Consider the following 18,929-nt stretch of genomic DNA (forward strand, 5'->3'; position numbering starts at 1 on the left):
CTGGCCGGCGGGCCGCTCAGCCGCGGGCCTTGGGTGCGAACAGTCGGGAGATCAGCCGGGCGATGAGGTTGAGCACCATCACGATGATGATGAGCACCAACGCCGCCGCCCAGGCCCGATCCAGGGAGGGACCTGGCGGGAATCCGGGGCTCACGTACTCGTAGTACGAGAATACCGACAGCGTCGCCATGCGACCGTCGAACGGATCGAAGTTGTCGCTGGACGTGATACCCACCGTGATCAGCAGCGGGGCCGTCTCACCGATGACCCGGGCGATCGCCAGCGTGACACCCGTGGCGATGCCGGCGAGCGCGGTGGGCAGCACGACCTTGACGATCGTCCGCCACTTCGGCACGGCCAGCGCGTAGGACGCCTCCCGCAGCTCGTTCGGCACGAGCTTGAGCATTTCCTCTGTCGAGCGCACCACCACGGGGATCATCAGCACACTCAGCGCGATCGCGCCCATGATGCCCATGCGCACGCCCGGGCCGAAGATCATCGCGAACAACGCGTACGCGAACAGACCGGCCACGATCGACGGGATACCGGTCATCACGTCGACGAAGAACGTGATCGCCTTGGCCAGCTTGCCGCGCCCGTACTCGACCAGATAGATCGCGGTCAGCATGCCGACGGGCACCGAGATCAGCGTGGCCAGGCCGGTGATGATCAGAGTGCCCATGATGGCGTGGTAGGCGCCGCCGCCCTCGCCGACGATGCCGCGCATCGAGTAGGTGAAGAACTCGGCGTCGAAGCGGGCGAGACCCTTCGACAGCACCGTGACGATCACCGAGATCAGCGGCAGCAGGGCCAGCAGGAACGCACACGTCACCAGGGCCGTGACGAACCGGTCGGTGGCCTTGCGCGGCCCCTCGACCGCGCGCGACCACGCGTAGATCACCGCCGTGTAGACCACGGCCGCCAGCACGGCCGCCGCCACGACGTTGAAGCCGCCGAGCAGCCATGCCGCCACCGCCGCCGCCACCACGACCAGCAGGGTCAGCGGAGCGGCCCGCCTCGGCAGCTGCCCCGCCGTCAGCGGGACACCGCCCAGCGGGGTGTAGAGGTCCGGGTCCTGCTTCTGGGATGTCGTAGGCGTCGGCATCAGTTGGCTCCGGAGAATTCTTTGCGCCGGTTGATCACCGCGCGGGCCGACATGTTCACGATCAGCGTGATGGCGAACAGCACCAGGCCGGAGGCGATGAGCGTGTTCACGGCGATGCCGGTGGACTCGGGGAACTGCAGGGCGATGTTCGCCGCGATCGTGGACGGGTTACCGCTGCCGATCAGGTTGAACGTGACCCCGCCGGACACCGACAGCACGATGGCCACGGCCATCGTCTCGCCGAGCGCGCGGCCGAGGCCGAGCATCGACGCGCCGATGATGCTGGACCGGCCGAACGGCAACGCGGCCGTCCGGATCATCTCCCAGCGGGTGGCGCCCAGCGCGAGCGCCGCCTCCTCGTGCAGGCGCGGCGTCTGCATGAACGCCTCCCGCACGACGGCCGTGATGATCGGCAGGATCATCACGGCGAGCACGATGATGGCGACGAGCATCGTCCGGCCGGTCGCCGACGGCGGGCCCGCGAAGAACGGGATGAACCCGAGGTTCTCCGACAGCCAGGTCGTCGGATCCACGGTGAGCGGCGCCAGCTGCGTGAAGCCCCAGAGGCCGAAGATGATGCTCGGCACCGCGGCGAGCAGGTCGATGAGGTAGCCGAGCACCTTCGCGATGCTGCGGGGCGCGTAGTAGGTCACGAACAGCGCGATGGCCACCGCCAGCGGTGCCGCGATGACCAGGGCGAAGAGCGCCGAAAGCAGGGTTCCGAAGAGCAACGGCCAGATGTAGAGCACGAGGCCCTTGCCGCCGGGGATCTGCTCAGCGGGAGCGGTGAGCGACGGCCAGGCCTCCGCGAGCAGGAAGGCGGCCACACCCGCGAGTACGACGAGGATGAGCACACCCGAGCCGGTGGAGATGCCCGAGAAGATGCGGTCACCCGGTCGCAGCGGCACTTTGTTCGCGGGCGGCCTCTCGGTCGTGGAAGCCACGGTCTATCCCTTCTGTCCTTGCGATTGTGCGCGCAGGTGACGCCGTGCGCTCGCGGTCCGCCACGGATCCCGCGAGGTCATCCGAACGTTCCTCTCACACGCGTGTGTCCGGGTGGCCACCCTGTGGGGCGGCCACCCGGACTGTAGAAACCGATGCAGCAGCGGACTCAGCCGGCCGAGGAAGCCGAGATGGCGTCGACGGCGGGCTTGATCTGCTGACGCAGCTTGTCAGAGATCGGAGCGGAGCCCGCGGCGTCCGCGGAGGCCTTCTGCCCCTCGGCGCTGATGATGTAGTTGAAGTACTCCTTCACCAGGTTCGCCTTGTTCTGGTCCTGGTACTGGGCGCACGCGATGCCGTACGAGACCAGGACGATCGGGTAGGTGCCCTCGGCGGTGGTGTCCCGGGCCAGGTCGTAGGCGAAGCTGTACTGGCCGCGGCCCTCCTTGCGCTTCGACACGTCCAGCACCGCGGCGGCCGCCTGCGGCGAGTACTCGACGAACTTGTCGCCGACACCCACCTTGACCGTGCTCAGCTCGCCGGCCTGGCTGGCGTCGGCGTAACCGATGGTGCCATTGCCGTTGGACACCGCCTGCACGACACCCGAGGTGCCCTGCGCGGCCTCGCCGCCCTGCACCGGCCAGTTGCCGCTGACCTCGTGCGGCCAGTCCTGCGGCGCCGTGGCCTTGAGGTACTCGACGAAGTTCTCCGTGGTGCCCGACTCGTCGGACCGGTTGACCGGGGTGATCTGGGTGTCCGGCAGCTGCACGCCCGGGTTGTCGGCGGCGATCGCCGGGTCGTTCCACTTGGTGATCTGCTGGTTGAAGATCTTGGCGATCGTGGCCGGCTTGAGGTTGAGCTCGTTGACGCCGTCCAGCTTGAAGATCACGGCGATCGGGGAGACATAGGTGGGCACCTCGACGACCTCGCCGCAGCGCTTCTTGGCCGCGGCCAGCTCCTCGTCGTCCAGGTAGGCGTCGGTGCCACCGAAGTCGGAGCCACCGTTGATGAACTGCTCACGCCCGCCGCCGGAGCCGATCGGGTCGTAGTTGACGGTCACGTCCGGGTTCTGGCCGATGAACCCGGCCTGCCACGCCTGCTGCGCCGCTTCCTGCGAGCTCGCGCCCGCGCCGGAGATGGTCCCGGAAAGACCGGAGCCGCCACCGGACTGGTTGTTGCCACCCTCCTCGTTGGCCGAGCCGCAGGCCACCAAACCGAAGGTGAGCGCGGCTGCCGCTGGGAGGGCGATAACGCGGCCCAGGGGGGTACGCTTCACAGTTGACCTCTTCCGAATGTCCGCGGACGGCAACCGCCGCCGCTCGGGGATGCTCACGGTGACGGACGGTATGGGCGGCACATGACACCGCTGCACAGCACAAGTGAACGGCGCGTGAACGCGGCGTGGCGCTCGCGTGACATAACAGCGACATCACTTGTCAGTGACCGTCTGTTGTCATATTGGGTGAGCCAGGTCATACGGAACGTGTACATCCGGTGATCCGACCGGGTTAGCCGGCCCAGGTCAGATGTCGCTGCTGCTGTGATTTGGCATACGCCCCGTGATGACGAACATGACCCGGCGCGCAACGGAGACCGCGTGGTCGGCATATCGCTCGTAGAAGCGGCCCAGGAGCGTGATGTCCACCGCGGCCGAAACGCCGTGCGCCCAGTCCTTGCTCATGATCACGGAGAACAGGTTGCGGTGGATGTCGTCCACCTCGTCGTCGTCGGCCTCGAGGCTCTTGGCCGCCTCGATGTCACGGGACCGGACGACCTCCTCGAGCTTGTGGGCCAGCCGGACGTCGACCTCGCCCATCCGCGCGAACGCCGGCCGGACCTCCTCGGGAAGCACGGCGTTCGGGTGCCTGCGCCGCGCGGCCTTCGCGACGTGCAGCGCGAGGTCGCCCATGCGCTCGATGCTCTCCGCGGCGTGCAGCGCGGCGACGACGATCCGCAGGTCGGTGGCCACCGGCGCCTGCAACGCGAGCAGGGCGTAGGCCTTCTCCTCGCATGCGGCGCGGGCGTCGTCCACCTTGACGTCGTCGCTGATGACCTGTTCGGCCAGCTTGAGGTCCTTCTCCAGCAGCGATCGGGTGGCCAGCTCCATGGCCTCACCGACCAGTGCCGCCATGTCGGCCAGCTGGTCTCTCAGGTTGTCGAGTTCAACGTTGTAAGCCTCCCGCATGCCGCAGACTTTACGGCCCGCCCGGCTCGTGTGCCGAATTCCGATCTGAACCACCGGTGAACGAGGGCTGACGTCTTGCTACGCCGGTGTGGCTTCGCGGGTGCCGTCGGCCGCGCGCTCCTCGGTGTCGCCCTTGGTACCCGGGGACGCGGGCTCCTCACCGGGCAGCGGCTTGTTCTCGATGAGCGCGTGGAACAGCTCCGCGGTGTCGTCCTCGAGCAGCACCTCGTTGCCGCGCTCGTTGGCCTCGCCGACCGTCGGCACGGTGAGGAAGGTGACCCGGCCGGCGTCGAAACCGCGCATCGACTGCGCCAGCGTCAGCATCTGGTCGACGCCGATGTTCTGGCCGAACGTCGAGGCGGCGAAGGCGTTGACGAACGAGGTGAGCTTGCCGACGTCGAGCAGCACGTTGCTCGACAACGTCGCCCGCAGCAGGGACGACATGAACTCCTGCTGTCGCTGCATGCGGCCGTAGTCGGAAAACGTCGGGTCACCGTAGACCTTGCGGGCGCGTACGAAGTTCAGCGCCTGGTCGCCGCGCAGCTTGACGTCGCCGGTCTCCGCGACGATGAGCCCGAGCTCCTGGTCGCGCATCGGCTCGTCGATGTGCACCGTGACCCCACCGACCGCGTCGACCATCCCCTTGAAGCCCTGGAAGTCGATGCCGACGAAGTGGTTGATCTTCATGCCGGTGATCTGCTGGATCACCTTGGTCACGCACTGCGGCCCGCCCACGGTGAACGCCGTGTTGAGCTTCACCGTGTCGGCACCTTCGATGACCTCTCCGTACTCGCCGGTCTCCGGGTTCCACCGCTGGCAGTCCGGTCGCGAGATCTCCAGGTCGCGCGGGAACGACACGATGACGGCGCGCTTCCGGTCCTTGGGGATGTGGGCGACCATCACCGTGTCCGAGCGGGCACCGGGAATGCCGCTCGTGTCACCGACGTGGTCCTCGGCCTCTGCGCCCTCCCGGGTGTCGGAGCCGACGATCAGGAAGTTCTCGTCGCCGAGCTGACCCGCGACGTTGTTGATGTCGGTCGAGTTCTCGTCGAGCGCGGCGATCTCGTTGAACTTCGAGTTGAACCACGTCTTCGCGCCCCAGGCGATGCCGGTGGCGAGGAAGACCAGCACGGCCAGCGCCACGGCGGTGATCCGCGTGGCGAGCAGCAGGCGGTGGTTCTTGCGTTCCTTCTTCTCCTGCAGGCGGGTCTGCGGAGCGGGCTTGTCCGACTCGTCCTGCTCGGGCTTCTCGTCCTTGGCGTCGCTGATCGCCGATCCACGCGCGCCGACGACGGACGTGGCCGCCGTGACGACCCGGTGCAGCTTCGTGCGCGTCTGCTCGAGCCGGGCGACCAGCTTCTCGCGGCGTTCGCGGCGCTCCCGCTCCTCGGCCTCGAGCTCGTCGTGGGCCGCCGAGAACCGGGCGAGCGTGTTGTCGATCTTGCGCTTGTACTTGGTCGTCTCGTCGACCGGCTCCAGCTGGTCGGTCATGGTCAGCCGGTCTTCCGGCGACGGCGGGACCGGCCTGCGCGGGCGCGGCGGCGCCACGGGACGCTTCGGCGGCGGCGGTGGTGGTGTGTTGCCGGACCGATCGGTGCCCTCGAGCACCGCGGCCAGGTTGGACGTCGGTGCCGCGGGCTTGGGCTCGGGCCGGGCACGCTCGCGCGGAGCCGCGTCGGGCTGGGGCGGTTCGGGTCGGGGCGGTACCGGGGGCGGGGGAGGCGGCTGCCTGCGCAGTCGGGGTGCGGGCGGTCCCGGTGGGGCCGGTCGGGGGTACGGCCCGGAGTTCATCGGTTCCCGCCGCCGGAGCGCCGGGGGCGGTGGCTCCGGACGGGCGGGCCGGGACGGCGGGACCGGCGGCGCCGGAGGAGGTTCCTCTCGGCGTCGGGCCTGCCTGCGTGGTGCGGCCGCGCCGGGCGGGGGTGGCTGGTGGTCCCTGGGCGGTTCGGCGGGGGCGGCCGGTCTCGGGGGGGGCCGGCCGCGGGCCCGTCTCGAACTGGGGGCGTTTGCCGGTGTGCTTGGCGACGACCTCGGAGACGCTGATGCCCCCGTTGGTGTCCAGCGAGCGACGGCGCTTGCGGGCGGCCGCCTGCCGGTTGCGCTGGGCGAGTGCCCGCCACTCCTCGGCCTGGGATGTGGGACCGGGAGTGTTGTGCTCGTCGGACACGCACACCCCCTTCACCTCAGGCCGCTCAGGTCATTGGCCGGTTGCCAACGCTCGCTCACTTGATCGTCTTGTGGACAGCGAGCGTTATCGTACGGATATCCGCCGTTCGTGACGACACCAAGCCGTGACTTTTTTACACAGAGTTGCCTTTACGGCAGCTCAGTGCACTTCCGAAGGAACGGAAAGCGACGCGGTCACGAACATGGTCGAGCCGCGTGGGCACTGAGAGTGCGAAGCAGCCGCACGCGCCCGTTCTCCCGGAACGCGACGAGGTTGCGGCCGGCGCGCTTGGCCTCGTAGAGCAGGGTGTCGGCCTCGCGCAGCTGGGCGTACGGATCGCCGCCGTCGGGCGGGGTCGGGGCGACCCCGACGCTGATGGTCACCGACAGGCCCGGACGGACCTCCGACCAGTCGTAGTCCGCCACCTGGCTCCGGACGCGCTCCGCGAGCGCCACGGCGCTGTGCGCGGCCGAACGGGGAAGGACCAGCGCGAACTCCTCGCCGCCGTAGCGGGCGCAGAACGCACCGTGCGGCAGGTGGCGCCGAAGCAGCGCCACGACGCGCTGCAGCACGCGATCGCCGACCTCGTGGCCGAAGGTGTCGTTGGTGTCCTTGAAGTGGTCGAGATCGATCAGTGCCACGGCGGGCGAGCGCAGTTCGGCGAGCGTGCGGTCGAGGTAGCGCCGGTTGTACGCGGCGGTCAGCGCGTCGGTGAGGCTCTCGTGCCGGGCGCGGGCGGTCTCCCGGCGCAGCTGCTCGACCTCGCGGCGGTACTGCTCGGGGATGTGCGGCCGGGCGGGTAGTTCGGCCTGGGCGTGGTCGAGTGCTGAGCGCAGGTGCTCGTACGCGCGGCGCCAGTCCCCCTGCGCCGCGAAGACGTTCGCGATCGACTCGTGGGCGGCGATCAGTGCGCCCGGGTCGTGGGCCGCCGACTGTGGGTGCGCCCGGTTCCGTGTCACCACGTTCCCCTCCGTCGCAGAGCCCCCGATGCATGTGTTGTCGTCTGGTAGGAGGCGTCCCTTGAGCGCTGGAGACGGGCGCAACGTGAATATCGCTCAACCGGACTAGAGAAAGGACGTCACAGGCGGAAAATCCGCGTGAACGTCTCCAGCAGGGCCGCCTCGCCTTTGACGGCGACGGCTCCGCTGTCGAGCGCCTCGGCCGCGGTCATCTCGCCGGCGAGCAGTGACCGGATGGCCGGACCGGTCTCGATCACCAGGTCGGCATCGGCGAGCTCGCCCGGGTTCGCGTCGAGCGTGCCGTGGTGGACCCGCGCGCCGACGACGACGTCGCCGAGCCGGATCTCGTAGCCGACCGCGACGTCGCGGGCTTCGTCGGCGTGGAAGGTGGCGCGCAGGGCCATGACGAAGGCGTCCGACGTGAGGATGTCGTCCGGTCCCGGCTCACCGAGACTCCGCGCACCCCAGCGGCCGAACGCGAGCACGATGTCCTCGAGATCCCTGCCGTAGTCGGTGAGCTCGTAGACGACCGACCCGTCGGGCCGTGGCCGCACGCGCCGCTCGACGACTCCGCCGGCCTCGAGCTCCTTGAGGCGGGCGGACAGGACGTTCGTCGGGATACGGGGCAGTCCGCGTTTGAGATCGGTGAACCGCTTGGGGGAGACCAGCAGATCGCGCACGATCAGCAGCGCCCAGCGCTCCCCGACGAGATCGACAGCGCGCGCGAGCCCGCAGAACTGCCCGTACTGTCGCTTGCTCATGCTATGAATTCTACGGCGTCGTGTTGTTGGCGCAGCGTGCTTGTTTTTGTCAACCGCGAACCTGTCGTGAGGGCGCCATGACCGAACCCACGGCCACCGAGAAGCACCGCACCGAGCTCACCGCGTACTGCTACCGGATGCTCGGTTCCGGGTTCGAGGCCGAGGACGCCGTACAGGAGACACTGCTGCGGGCGTGGCGCCACCGGGACCGCTTCGACCCGGAGAAGGCGGCACTGCGCACGTGGCTGTACTCCATCGCCACGAACGTCTGTCTCGACATGCTGCGCAGCCCACAGCGGCGGGCTCGCGCCATGGACCTCGCCCCGCCTTCCCGGCCCGGCGACCCGCTGGGCGCCCCGCTGCCCGAGCACATGTGGGTGCAGCCGGTGCCGGACAGCCGCGTGCTGCCCGGCACCGGTGATCCGGCCGAGCTCGCCGCGCAGCGGGAGACGATCCGGCTCGCGTTCGTCGCGGCGTTGCAGCACCTGCCGCCCCGCCAGCGCGCGGTGCTGATCCTGCGCGACGTGCTGCGCTTCAGCGCCGCCGAGGCCGCCACGCTGCTCGACACCGGCGTCGCCTCGGTCAACAGCGCGCTGCAGCGGGCACGCGCGACCATGACCGCCGTCCCGCGCCACGACACGTACGACCCGCTCGACCAGGACCAGCGCCGGTTCCTCACCCGCTACGTCGAGGCCTTCGAGAAGCACGACGTGGACACGCTGGTGGCCGTGCTGCGCGAGGACGTGGTCATGTCGATGCCGCCGTTCGGCTGGTGGCTGTCCGGTCGTGCCGACGTCGGGGCCGTGATCAGCGCTCCCGGCCAGCCGTGCGAGAACGACCGCGCACTGCTGACGGCCGCCAACGGCTGCCCCGCGCTGGCGCAGTACCGCGACGGCAACGGGTTCGCGCTGGCCGTGCTGGAGCTGGCAGGCGGGCGCATCGCCGAGACGACGACCTTCCTCGACGCGCCCCGGTTGTTTCCGTTGTTCGGGCTGCCGATGAGTTTCCCCGGCGGCGTCCGTACCACCTCCGGAACAGCCGAACACTGAAGGAGGACCTCATGGCCGGCTACGTCGATCTCGACGGGGTGCGGACCTGGTACGACGAGCGCGGTTCCGGGGAACCGCTCGTGTTGCTGCACGGCGGGCTCAGCGACTCCCGCATCTTCACCGGCAACCTCGACACTCTGGCCGAGCGGTTCCACGTCTACCTGCCGGAACGCCGCGGCCACGGGCACACGCCCGACGTCGAGGGGCCGATCACCATCGAGCTCATGACGCGCGACACCATCGCGTTCCTGGACAAGGTGGTCGGTGGACCGGCGCGACTCGCCGGGTACAGCAACGGGGCGTCCATCGCGCTCGAGGTGGCGCTGCAGCGCCCGGACCTCGTGGAGCGGCTGGTGCTCGTCAGCGGGGTGTTCGCGGCCGAGGGGATGCTGGTGAAACCGGAACCCGGCGCACCGGTGCCCGAGGAGATGGCGAAGCTCTACGCCGAGGTCTCCCCCGACGGGCCCGAGCACTTCCCGGTGGTGGTGGCCAAGATCGCCGAGGTGGTCGGCAAGGAGCCCGCCCACGACGTCGCCGACCTCGCGCGCGTGGGCTGCCGGACGCTGGTCATGACAGGCGACGACGACATCGTGTCGCTGGAGCACACCGTCGAGCTGTACCGGGGCATCCCGGACGCCGAGCTGGCCATCGTGCCGCGCGCCACCCACCTGCTGCTCATGGAGAAGCCGGAGCTGTGCACGCGGATCGTGGGCGAGTTCCTCGCCGGCGAACCGGCACCGACGTTCATGCCGATGCGGCGGGTCTAGCCGCCCGAGTGCATGTCCTCGGTCTCGGGGGCGAGGTCGTCGTCGGGGTCGTCGAGCCAGCCGTGCGGCAGCGTGACCTTGCCCGGCGAGCCCTGACGGCCCCGCGGTCCGAGCGCGTCCGCGGGGAAGGGGGCGTCGTGGTCGAGCTGGGTGATGAGGTCGTCCAGCTCGGCCAGCGACGACACCATGGCGAACCTGCGGCGCAGCTGCGACCCGACCGGGAAGCCCATGAAGTACCAGGCCATGTGCTTGCGGATGTCGCGCATGGCCTTGTCGTGGCCGTCGTGCTCGACGAGCAGTTCGGCGTGCCTGCGCAGCACCTTCGCCACCTCGCCGAGGTTCGGGCCCTGCGGCACCGGCCTGCCCTGGAACGCGGCCTCCAGCTCCCCGAACAGCCACGGCCTGCCGAGGCAGCCGCGGCCGACGACCACGCCGTCGCAGCCGGTCTCGGCCACCATGCGCAGCGCGTCGTCGGCGGTGAAGATGTCGCCGTTGCCGAGCACCGGAATGCTCGTGACGGCCTCCTTGAGCCGCGCGATGCGCGACCAGTCCGCCTTGCCGGAGTAGCGCTGTGCCGCGGTCCGCGCGTGCAGGGAGACAGCGGCCGCGCCCTCGGCCTCGGCGATCCGGCCCGCGTCGAGGTAGGTGTGGTGCTCGTCGTCGATGCCGACCCGGAACTTCACGGTCACCGGCACCCCGGCGGGCTCGGCGGCCTCCACGGAGGCGCGCACGATGCTGGCGAACAGCTTGCGCTTGTACGGCAACGCCGCCCCGCCGCCCTTGCGGGTCACCTTGGCGACCGGGCAGCCGTAGTTCTGGTCGATGTGGTCGGCCAGGCCCTCGCCGACGATGATCTTCACGGCCTCGCGCATGGTGGCCGGGTCGACGCCGTAGAGCTGCATCGACCGCGGGTACTCCCCCTCGTCGAACGACATCATGTGCATCGTCCCGGGGTGGCGCTCGACCACGGCGCGGGCGGTGATCATCTCGCAGACATAGAGCCCGGCACCGTACTCACGGCACAGCCTGCGGAACGCGACGTTGGTGATGCCCGCCATCGGAGCGAGCACGACGGGAGGATCGACCTCGTACGGGCCGATCTTCAGCGCGGGCTTCGACAGGGTGGCGGTCATGCCTCCCATTGTCCCTGATGGTTTCGAGAGGTTCGGTGGGGCGGGTTTGCGGTGGTTGGACGCCGCCGTCCACGGGCCGTCCGGCTCGCCGGGGCCTGCGTCGGGAGCCGTGGCTCCCAACCGCGCCGGTCTCCTCACTCGCGTGCCGGTCACGTCGACGGCGCGTCCGGTTCCCGTGCCGGGAGTTCGGCGTCGATGGCCTTGATGGCTTCGCCGATCTCGATGAGCCGAACCCCGGACGGCATCGAATACGAGTCCGTCGTCGAGGCCTCCTGCGGGACATATGGTCGGTGATCCGCGTCGTCGGCGGCGATGATGTCGGCGAGCCGCCGGCGTCGTGCCGGCTCACAGAGTGACCGCCTCGGCGAGGGCGTTGTGGCACGTGGCGGGCATGTGGAGCATCCGAAGTGCTGGTCGCCGCCGCGCACTGGCCGGTCCCGTTCACCGCCGTCAACGGCATCAGCAGCCGTGTGCTGACGCTCACCCTGCGCAAGCTCCGACGCGACGGCCCGCTCGTGCGCGCCGTCCACCCGACCCCTCCCGTGGAGTAACGCTCACCGACATGGCACGCGACCTGCACGAGGCGCGCTGCCTACGACGCGCGGAGCCCGCGTCGCTGTCGTACTGGCTCAGAAGTCGACGTTCACGCAGGCGAGCCGGGCGCCCGCGTCACCGGCCTCGCCGGGCTCGGTCGACGTGTGGTGCTCGTGGAGCACCACCGAAGCCGGCCGCCGATCGCCGTATGCCCAGTCCACGTGCGAGATCGCGAGCCCGGTGCCGTGCGCGGTGGTGGTGAAGTCGAGCCAGACCTCGTTCTCGGGGTTGGCATAGGCCGGGTCCGTCGACGGGCTCTGGGGGTCCTGGACGTGCTGGAAGTGCGGGCCCGCGTCCTGGCCCGTCGCGCCGCACGGCTCGGTGTGCACGTGGGCGCCGTAGTGCCGCTGGGGCAGCAGGCCGCCGACCGCGAGCTTCGTCGTGGTGCCCGCCCCCGGCGCGGAGAACGAGAACACGGTGGCACGGGCACCCATAGGGACCAGGTCGGTGTCGTACGTCGAGGCGGTCCGGCCTTCGCTGTACTCGCCGAACACGCCGTGTGCGAACGCGAACGGGCCGGTCCTCGCGGGAGTCGCGGGCGTGGCGCTGGCCGGGCCGGCTCCCGTGAGCACGGCCGCCGCCGCGGCGGTGAGCGTGGCGAACAGGGCGGGGATGGTGCGCGGTGTCATGGTGAGTGCCTAACCGGATAGAGGGAAACCCGGCAAGCGATGTGACACGGGCGAGTGATCTCACGGTGTGGCACCGTGCGGACCGTGACCGCCGGCCGCTCGTAACCTGAACTGGTGACAACAACAGGCGAGGTGGGTCGGGAAGGCACGAAGGATCGGACGTGGCTCGTCGCGGTCGCGGCGGCGTTGTGGGGCACCGACGGACTTCTCCGGTTACCGCTGGCCGAGGACTTGCCCGCCGGGACGGTCGTGTTCTGGGAGCATCTCCTCGTCGTCGTGGTGTTGTTGCCGCTGCTGCCCTCGGCGTTCCGCGCGCTCGCGCGGTGCGGGCCGCGGGAGTGGCTGGCCGTACTCGTGATCGGCGGCGGGGCGTCGGCGCTCGCGACGGCGTTGTTCACAGCGGCGTTCCAGGTCGGTGACCCGATCACGCCGCTGGTGTTGCAGAAGCTCCAGCCGTTGTTCGCGGTGCTGGCCGCGTGGGCGTTGCTGGGCGAGCGGATGCGGCGCGGTTACGTCCTGTTCGCCGTTCCCGCGTTGGCCGGCACCTGGCTGCTGGCGTTCCGCGATCCGCTCGACATCGAGGTCAGTGCGCTGCGGGCCGCGCTGCTCGCGCTGGGCGCGGCGGCGCTGTGGGCGGCGGGCACGGTGCTCGGCCGGCTGGTCTCGACCTCGCTCGCTTCCCGCGACGTGACCACGCTGCGGTTCGCTGTGGGCTTGCCCATGTCGGCGATTATCGTCGCCGTCCAGGGGAACACCTTTGCGGTGAGTTGGGACAACGCGCTCGGACTCGGGCTGCTCGCCCTCGTGCCGGGTCTGCTCGCGCTGAGCCTCTATTACGTGGGGCTGCGGGCGACGCCGGCCGCGAGGGCGACACTGGCCGAACTCGCCTTCCCCGCCACGGCCGCCGTCATCGGCGTGTCCTTTTTGGATTCCACACTCTCGGCGACTCAGTGGCTCGGGTTGTTCGTCGTCATCGCGGCGGTGACCGCGCTCGGCTGGCACGAGCGGACCCGCCCGACGCCGGTCGTGGTCCCGCCCGAGCCGGCGGGCGCGTCGGGTGCTTCCGGGACGTCGAGGGCGGAGTCATGAGCCAGGCCAAGCAGGACAACGACAACTCCTCACGTGCCGAGGACAGGCGCCACCACGACGGCGTGGAGGAGCCGAGACACCAGCAGCTCGCGCGGAACGTCAACGAGTTGCTCGGCGAACTCCGCGTGGCGCAGGCTGGGGTGCAGATCTTGTTCGGCTTCCTGCTCGCCGTCGCGTTCACCGCGCAGTTCCGCGACGCCAGCGGTTTCGAGAAGGCCCTGCACCTGGTGACGGTGCTGTTCACGACCTCGGCGACGGCGCTGCTCACGGCGCCCGCCGCGTGGCACCGGGTGCTGTTCCGCGCGGGCAGGCGGAGGGAGATCCTGCGCGTCGGCAACCGCATGGTGATCGCCGGGCTGGCGTGCCTGTCGGTCGCCGTGACGCTCACCGTCGCGCTGATCACCAAGGTCATCTACGGTCCGGTGGCCATGGGGATCGTGTTCGTCCTGGTCGGCGTGATGTTCACGGTGTTGTGGTTCGTGATCCCCCGGCGGTTGTGACCGCGTCGGCGCGGTACCGGCGCAACAACCACGTGCGGGCCAGCTGCGTGCCCACGAGTGTCACCAGGAGCACTGCCAGCACCAGCGGCTGGCGCAGCTCGTCCTGCTCGACCGGCAGCGCGACGGCCGAGCCCGACGAACGGAGCGCGTTGCGCAGCGCCGGATTCCGCGCGTCCTGGCCGAGCAGGCCGAACTGCGGCACGCCGCCCGCGTTGTACTGGAAGGCGATGCCGTCCGGGGGCAGGCCGAGCTCGGGAACCCCGATCGCCGCTGCGTCGCCGCCCGGACCGTTCGGGTCGACGTAGCCCGGCGGGATCCCGGCGTCCGGCGACGGTGGCGACGACGGAGCGGGGGCACCGGGCTGCGGAACGCCGGGGGCGGCCGGATCGGGGAGGCCCGGTGCCGGCACACCGGGCTGAGGCGGCGGCATGCCCGGCGCCGGCTGTGCGCCCGGCGGGCCCGGTTGCGGGCTGTCGTCGCGGACGAGCACGGAACACGTCAGCGCCAGCACCTCCCGCACGGTCGGCCCGAGGGCATCGATGACCGGAGCGAGCACGGGGAGTTGGCCGAGCTCGTCGAGCACGGCATCGGCGACGGCTGTGCCCGCCACCACGGTCTGTCCCACCGGCACCGTTCCGATCGTGATGTCGGGCAACCCTGCCCACGCCTGCTCGAACGGCCGGAGCAGCACTCCGAGCGGGTCCAGCTGGGCGAGCAGCTGCGTCACCGGCTCGAGGACGGCCTCCGGGCTCAGCACCACCGGCGTGCCCGGCCGGCCTTGCACCGCGGCGCCGCAGGACTCGGCGCGCACGGGCCCGCCCGCGGCCTCGGCCGACGCGGCTCCGCCGGCCGACGACGTGCCCGCCAGCAGTGCCGCCAGCACACCGACTACCGCGTAGCGCCGCAAACGCATGGCAACTCCTGTCAGTCCGAACCGGGGCGAATCACCGACGAGCACGACACGGCCGCGAACTCACCGGGCGCGGTCGCCTGGTGCACGACGACGCCGTCGACCTTGATGGCGCACGAGACCGAGTCCGACTCGCCCGTGTTGGAGGCCATGACCTGGACCACGCCGAGGCCGGGACCGACCTCGAGCGTGAACTCCTTGCTCCACGGCAGTTCCTGGCCCGAGACCACCTCCGTGGCCGCGACGCCGTCGGTGACGAACCGGATCTCCGGCGACCTTCCCTTGCCGGTGACCTCGTAGACCACTTGGTGGCTGCTCGTGGGCAGCTGGACCTCGTCCCAGCTCTGCACACTGTCCGGGACGCTGACCCACTGGACGATCATCGCGGCGGCCGCCGCGACCACCGCGGAACCGAGCAGCCACGGCATCCACCAGGTGCGCCTCACCCAGGCGCCGCCGGAGCGGCCCGGCGGCTCCGAGCCGGGCGGCGGGGTCTTCGGCCTGGGACGGGGGCTGGGTGGCTGCTTCACCTTCTCGGCTGGCGACATCTCTGCAGTCTCGCTTTCTTGGTGTCTTCTCAGGTGCCGAAGGCGCGGTTGTGGAACTCTGGGGAAAGGCGGCGAAAGCCGGACAACGGCGAAGTTCGAACAACGGCATAACCCGAACAGCGACATAGTGGCATGGCGGCGGTTGTTCTGACCAGAAGGCCCCGTTCGGCGGCGAGCGGCAATTGTCTTGCTGTTTCACCTCTCGGAAACACGGCGCTCGCCCGACGGTGAACACGCGATACGCCCCGTTTCCGGTGGTTTGCTCTGGTTCTCGCGAGAATGTTCCGCAGGCTGTCCGTCCGGCAAATAGGTTACAGTTCCGATGTCCTGTTCTCCCAGGTCGATGTGCCTGAAGGCGGAAAAGCGGTGGCACCGTTCAGTCCGCGCGTATCCGGAATCTCCCGGCTCAAATTGCGAGAATCACTCTCGTCCCGAAGTTCTCGGAGCTCCTCGTCACCCGCACTTAACATTCGAGCGACGCGGGAGACACACATCCTCGCCGTAATTGGTGCACCGTTTCGCCGGTGAAGCGGTACCAACGGTGGAGTCAACTAGCCCGAACGGCCGAGGAGTGCGCACCGCCGGACGGTCGCACGCCCGTAGTCGAGCTCGGAGGTTCAGTGCGTTTCCCTTGCGGCCGGGCGCCGCCATTTCGTTCTGCCGTTTTTCAGACGGATTTTCACCCGACCGCCCTATTGAGAAGGGAAACCAATGCGTTCACCGCATTTGCGGCGCATGTGGGCGTCCGGAAGGCATCGGCATCGCCGGTCCGGGCCCGCACGTGCGCTGACCGCGATGACCGTGCTCGCGTTGGCCGGTATGGGCGTCGTGTTCGCTGGGCCGACGGCTTCAGCGGCGACGCACACCGTGCAGCAACGGAACTTCCAATTCGTTCCGGGCACTTTGGACATCGCAGCCGGCGACACCGTCACCTGGACCAACGACGAGACCGACGGATCGGTCCACAGCGTCGTGCAGTCCGGCGGAAGTGAAATCAACTCGCCGGACATTCCGGCGGGCGGCAGGTTCTCGCACACCTTCAACAGCGAAGGTACCTACAACCTCACCTGCCGGTTCCACCCCGACATGTTCATGACCGTGAACGTCGGTGGCGGGGGAGGCAACCCCCCGCCACCGACGACTACCCAACCGACGACGACACCGCCGCCGACCACCACCGCGCCGCCGTCCAGCACGACGACTCCGCCGTCCAGCACGACGTCGGAATCGCCGTCGGAGACACCCACCGAGACGTCCACGTCCGCTCCCACCGGTACGCAGACCAGTGAGCCGTCGTCGACACCCGGGCCGGGCGGTCTGCCGATCGGTGTCGGGCCGGTGCCCGTCAGCTTCGATCTTACCGACGATCAGGGCTCCTGGTTCGACACGAATCTCAACCTCTTCGGCACCAAGTCGCTCGCGGTGGCCGAGCTGCCGCGGGTGAACCTGGGCAAGATCCTCGACCAGGTCGGTTCGCTCGACCTCGGCAACCTGCCGTTGCTGGGCTCCGGTCTGCTCGGCGGGTCGGGGGCGGGCAACCTGCTCAACGCCGATCTGCCGGGGCTCGACGGGCTGCTGCCCGGCGGCGCGGGCGAACTCGGCAAGCTGGGCGTCGACCCCTCCCAGCTGCTCAACGCGAACGCTCTGCGCAGTGCGATCAACCAGGTCCTGCCCGCGGGCGACCCGCGTGCCGAGGAGGCCAACAACCTGATCGACCGGCTCCTCGAGCAGATCGGCTCGCTGCCGGCGAACGTGCCGATCTCGCTGGAGGATCTGCCGGCCGGTGTCGACCTGCAGGGACTGCTGCAGAACCTGACGCAGTGGGCCACCAACGACATCAGCCTGCCGGTGACGGTCAACTTCAACGTGGGGCAGCCCTCGGCGGAGTCGGCTCACACCGCGACCGGGTTGATCTGGCCGGAGGGTGCCAAGGGCTTCCCGTTCGACCAGGGTGGCGCCTGGGTCGGCACGCAGAGTGTTCAGCTGACCGAGCCGGGTCTGTACGCGTTCGCGTGCAAGATCCACCCGTACATGCTCGGCGCGATCGTCGTGGACGACCCACTCACGCCCGGCCTCGACTTCGGCAAGAAGTTGCGGGTCAACAGCCGGAACCTGAGCGTCCCGTCGAACTCCGACATCGTGATGCAGCTGGTGCAGAAGTTCTTCAACATCACGTCGCCGAACAACTGGCAGCGCTACAGCGCGACCGAAGAGGTCATGTGGAACCCGAGCTACCCGCCGGCGCCGATCCTCACCTACGACGAGGAAGGCAAGCCGGAGCTCATTCCGCTGCTAGACCTGTATCTGAAGGACAAGTTCGGCACTCCGAAGATGCTCGAGCCCGCCAACAAGAAACCGGCTGTCCCCGGCGTCGGCGAGGTCTGGATCGACGCACAGATGGAGAAGACGAAGAACAAGACCAAGTCCGGTACGGCGACGCGGGTCAACGTCGAGACCTGGGAGGTCGAGCGCAAGGTCGCTCTCCCGGAGGTCAACATGAACAACCCGCACAACATGTGGACGGACAAGGACGAGAAGTACATCTATCAGACCGAGTGGTTCGACGACGAGATCGACGTCTTCGAACGGGAGACCGGGAAGTTCGTCCGGCAGCTCCAGGTCGGTCCTGATCCGTCACACGTGATGACGCGCACCGACACCGATCAGTTGCACATCGCGCTGAACGGTGGTGGTGCGGTCATGGAAGTGGCGCCGGGAGCGACGAAGATCGACCGTCGGCTCGCGGTGCAGCAACCGGGCGAGAAGATCGCGCATCCGCACGCCCACTGGATGACCGGTGACGCCAAGAAGATGGTGACGCCGAACGTCAACACGTACAACGCGACGGTTGTCGACATCCCGAGTGGCGGCATCAAGCACGAGCAGACCGGCGAACTGCCGATCGCGACGGGGATGACGCCCGACGGCAAGAAGGCCTACCAGGCCGACTTCCTCGGCGCCACCGTCTCGTGCATCTCGCTGGAGGAGGATGCGTGTCTGGACAACGGATCACCGACGCACTACAAAGCGATCGACCTCTGGGAGCACTACGACCCGGTGGCCGGTCCCAAGGGTGACTTCGGCGGCCTGCCGATCCAGCTGCCGGTGGCTCCGGACAACTCGGCGTTGCTCGTGGCGAACACCTTGACGTCCAACATCACGGTGATCGACCCGAAGACCGACGAGGTCGTCAAGTACCTGCCGTGTGATGCCGGCTGCCACGGCATCAACTTCGGTGCCAAGAAGGGCGGTGGCTACTACGCCTACGTGTCGAGCAAGTTCTCGAACGCGGTGTCCGTTGTGGACGCCGACCCGAATGGTGACGGCAACCCGTCCGACGCCGCGGTGGTCGGCCGCTTCCTGCTGGAGGCGACCGAGAACACCGAGACCGACGACGAGATCGTCGACTACCACGGCATGGGTGGCCAGGGCGTACTGCCGATTCCGCTCGTCTACGAGGGATGGGTACAGAACGTGCCTGACAACGCGACCAACGCCCAGTTGACGTGTCGTCAGCGGAACCCGGTCCACTACGCGACCGAGTGCTCATAGCCACGTTTCCGACGCGGTCGCGTCCGGTCCGAAGCGGCG

At 69.2% G+C, this 18,929-nt stretch carries 17 protein-coding genes; 6 read left to right on the top strand and 11 right to left on the bottom strand.

Translation table 11 applies throughout. The annotated features are described in order from the left end of the window. Positions 1–16 precede the first annotated feature (16 nt). From pstA to ACFSZT_RS05280, 7 genes are all read right to left on the bottom strand, one after another. Positions 17–1,105 (bottom strand): phosphate ABC transporter permease PstA, encoded by a 1,089-nt coding sequence (pstA, locus tag ACFSZT_RS05250; RefSeq protein WP_377393921.1) that lies wholly within the window; start codon positions 1,103–1,105, stop codon positions 17–19. Next, complete coding sequence (gene pstC, locus ACFSZT_RS05255) at positions 1,105–2,049, bottom strand: phosphate ABC transporter permease subunit PstC (protein WP_377393923.1); 945 nt, start codon at positions 2,047–2,049, stop codon at positions 1,105–1,107. Before pstC ends, pstA begins: the two co-directional genes overlap by 1 nt. Positions 2,050–2,216: 167 nt before the next feature. Continuing rightward, positions 2,217–3,323, bottom strand: a complete 1,107-nt coding sequence (pstS, locus tag ACFSZT_RS05260; protein ID WP_377393925.1) for a phosphate ABC transporter substrate-binding protein PstS — start codon at positions 3,321–3,323, stop codon at positions 2,217–2,219. Positions 3,324–3,569: 246 nt separating this feature from the next. Continuing rightward, on the bottom strand, positions 3,570–4,232 hold the full coding sequence (gene phoU / locus ACFSZT_RS05265; protein WP_377393927.1) for a phosphate signaling complex protein PhoU: 663 nt from the start codon (positions 4,230–4,232) through the stop codon (positions 3,570–3,572). A 78-nt stretch (positions 4,233–4,310) separates the two neighbouring features. Next, the gene (locus ACFSZT_RS05270; RefSeq protein ID WP_377393966.1) at positions 4,311–5,723 is read right to left on the bottom strand and encodes an LCP family protein; all 1,413 of its coding nucleotides are present in this window, start codon (positions 5,721–5,723) and stop codon (positions 4,311–4,313) included. Between the two features lie 870 nt (positions 5,724–6,593). Next, a complete protein-coding gene (locus tag ACFSZT_RS05275; RefSeq protein WP_377393929.1) occupies positions 6,594–7,361 on the bottom strand; it encodes a GGDEF domain-containing protein in 768 nt (255 codons plus the stop codon). A 116-nt stretch (positions 7,362–7,477) separates the two neighbouring features. Beyond that, positions 7,478–8,119: a winged helix-turn-helix transcriptional regulator gene (locus ACFSZT_RS05280; protein WP_377393931.1), complete on the bottom strand. Its 642-nt coding sequence runs from the start codon at positions 8,117–8,119 to the stop codon at positions 7,478–7,480. 77 nt (positions 8,120–8,196) lie between these two features. Between ACFSZT_RS05280 and ACFSZT_RS05285 the strand changes: the two genes are divergently transcribed. Both ACFSZT_RS05285 and ACFSZT_RS05290 read left to right on the top strand, forming a co-directional pair. Further along, entirely contained in the window at positions 8,197–9,168 is a 972-nt protein-coding gene (locus ACFSZT_RS05285) for a sigma-70 family RNA polymerase sigma factor (protein WP_377393933.1), read from the top strand. 11 nt (positions 9,169–9,179) lie between these two features. Then, the gene (locus tag ACFSZT_RS05290) at positions 9,180–9,935 is read left to right on the top strand and encodes an alpha/beta fold hydrolase (RefSeq protein WP_377393935.1); all 756 of its coding nucleotides are present in this window, start codon (positions 9,180–9,182) and stop codon (positions 9,933–9,935) included. On the opposite strand, the gene dusB is transcribed toward ACFSZT_RS05290, so the two are convergent. Then, positions 9,932–11,077 carry a tRNA dihydrouridine synthase DusB gene (gene dusB, locus ACFSZT_RS05295; RefSeq protein ID WP_377393937.1) on the bottom strand — a complete coding sequence of 382 codons (1,146 nt, stop codon included), beginning with the start codon at positions 11,075–11,077 and terminating at the stop codon, positions 9,932–9,934. The two genes, ACFSZT_RS05290 and dusB, sit on opposite strands and share 4 nt — an antisense overlap. A 398-nt stretch (positions 11,078–11,475) precedes the next feature. On the opposite strand from dusB, the gene ACFSZT_RS05300 reads away from it, so the two are divergent. Continuing rightward, positions 11,476–11,619, top strand: a complete 144-nt coding sequence (locus ACFSZT_RS05300; protein WP_377393939.1) for a hypothetical protein — start codon at positions 11,476–11,478, stop codon at positions 11,617–11,619. A 78-nt stretch (positions 11,620–11,697) separates the two neighbouring features. Here ACFSZT_RS05300 and ACFSZT_RS05305 read toward each other — a convergent pair whose 3' ends face one another. After that, positions 11,698–12,291 carry a superoxide dismutase gene (locus tag ACFSZT_RS05305; protein ID WP_377393941.1) on the bottom strand — a complete coding sequence of 198 codons (594 nt, stop codon included), beginning with the start codon at positions 12,289–12,291 and terminating at the stop codon, positions 11,698–11,700. 114 nt (positions 12,292–12,405) lie between these two features. On the opposite strand from ACFSZT_RS05305, the gene ACFSZT_RS05310 reads away from it, so the two are divergent. Together ACFSZT_RS05310 and ACFSZT_RS05315 are read left to right on the top strand one after the other, a co-directional pair. After that, positions 12,406–13,380, top strand: coding sequence for a DMT family transporter (locus ACFSZT_RS05310; RefSeq protein ID WP_377393943.1), 975 nt, complete (start codon positions 12,406–12,408; stop codon positions 13,378–13,380). Then, the gene (locus ACFSZT_RS05315; protein WP_377393945.1) at positions 13,377–13,880 is read left to right on the top strand and encodes a DUF6328 family protein; all 504 of its coding nucleotides are present in this window, start codon (positions 13,377–13,379) and stop codon (positions 13,878–13,880) included. The genes ACFSZT_RS05310 and ACFSZT_RS05315 overlap by 4 nt, the downstream gene beginning before the upstream one ends. On the opposite strand, the gene ACFSZT_RS05320 is transcribed toward ACFSZT_RS05315, so the two are convergent. Then, positions 13,843–14,793 carry a hypothetical protein gene (locus ACFSZT_RS05320; RefSeq protein WP_377393947.1) on the bottom strand — a complete coding sequence of 317 codons (951 nt, stop codon included), beginning with the start codon at positions 14,791–14,793 and terminating at the stop codon, positions 13,843–13,845. The two genes, ACFSZT_RS05315 and ACFSZT_RS05320, sit on opposite strands and share 38 nt — an antisense overlap. Before the next feature lie 11 nt (positions 14,794–14,804). Next, a complete protein-coding gene (locus ACFSZT_RS05325) occupies positions 14,805–15,338 on the bottom strand; it encodes an MmpS family transport accessory protein (protein WP_377393949.1) in 534 nt (177 codons plus the stop codon). 795 nt (positions 15,339–16,133) lie between these two features. On the opposite strand from ACFSZT_RS05325, the gene ACFSZT_RS05330 reads away from it, so the two are divergent. After that, on the top strand, positions 16,134–18,890 hold the full coding sequence (locus tag ACFSZT_RS05330; protein ID WP_377393951.1) for a plastocyanin/azurin family copper-binding protein: 2,757 nt from the start codon (positions 16,134–16,136) through the stop codon (positions 18,888–18,890). The last annotated feature ends 39 nt before the right edge of the window (positions 18,891–18,929 follow it).

The organism is Prauserella oleivorans, from assembly GCF_042685745.1.
In the GTDB taxonomy this organism is placed as follows: Bacteria; Actinomycetota; Actinomycetes; order Mycobacteriales; family Pseudonocardiaceae; genus Prauserella_A; species Prauserella_A oleivorans.

Excerpts from the sequence above, each read along its gene's own strand:
- ACFSZT_RS05280 (WP_377393931.1), bottom strand. The coding sequence starts at position 8,119 with ATGAGCAAGCGACAGTACGGGCAGTTCTGCGGGCTCGCGCGCGCTGTC.
- ACFSZT_RS05325 (WP_377393949.1), bottom strand. The coding sequence starts at position 15,338 with ATGTCGCCAGCCGAGAAGGTGAAGCAGCCACCCAGCCCCCGTCCCAGG.
- ACFSZT_RS05330 (WP_377393951.1), top strand. The coding sequence starts at position 16,134 with ATGACCGTGCTCGCGTTGGCCGGTATGGGCGTCGTGTTCGCTGGGCCG.
- ACFSZT_RS05305 (WP_377393941.1), bottom strand. The coding sequence starts at position 12,291 with ATGACACCGCGCACCATCCCCGCCCTGTTCGCCACGCTCACCGCCGCG.
- ACFSZT_RS05320 (WP_377393947.1), bottom strand. The coding sequence starts at position 14,793 with ATGCGTTTGCGGCGCTACGCGGTAGTCGGTGTGCTGGCGGCACTGCTG.
- ACFSZT_RS05290 (WP_377393935.1), top strand. The coding sequence starts at position 9,180 with ATGGCCGGCTACGTCGATCTCGACGGGGTGCGGACCTGGTACGACGAG.
- ACFSZT_RS05315 (WP_377393945.1), top strand. The coding sequence starts at position 13,377 with ATGAGCCAGGCCAAGCAGGACAACGACAACTCCTCACGTGCCGAGGAC.
- phoU (WP_377393927.1), bottom strand. The coding sequence starts at position 4,232 with ATGCGGGAGGCTTACAACGTTGAACTCGACAACCTGAGAGACCAGCTG.
- ACFSZT_RS05285 (WP_377393933.1), top strand. The coding sequence starts at position 8,197 with ATGACCGAACCCACGGCCACCGAGAAGCACCGCACCGAGCTCACCGCG.
- ACFSZT_RS05270 (WP_377393966.1), bottom strand. The coding sequence starts at position 5,723 with ATGACCGACCAGCTGGAGCCGGTCGACGAGACGACCAAGTACAAGCGC.
- dusB (WP_377393937.1), bottom strand. The coding sequence starts at position 11,077 with ATGGGAGGCATGACCGCCACCCTGTCGAAGCCCGCGCTGAAGATCGGC.
- pstA (WP_377393921.1), bottom strand. The coding sequence starts at position 1,105 with ATGCCGACGCCTACGACATCCCAGAAGCAGGACCCGGACCTCTACACC.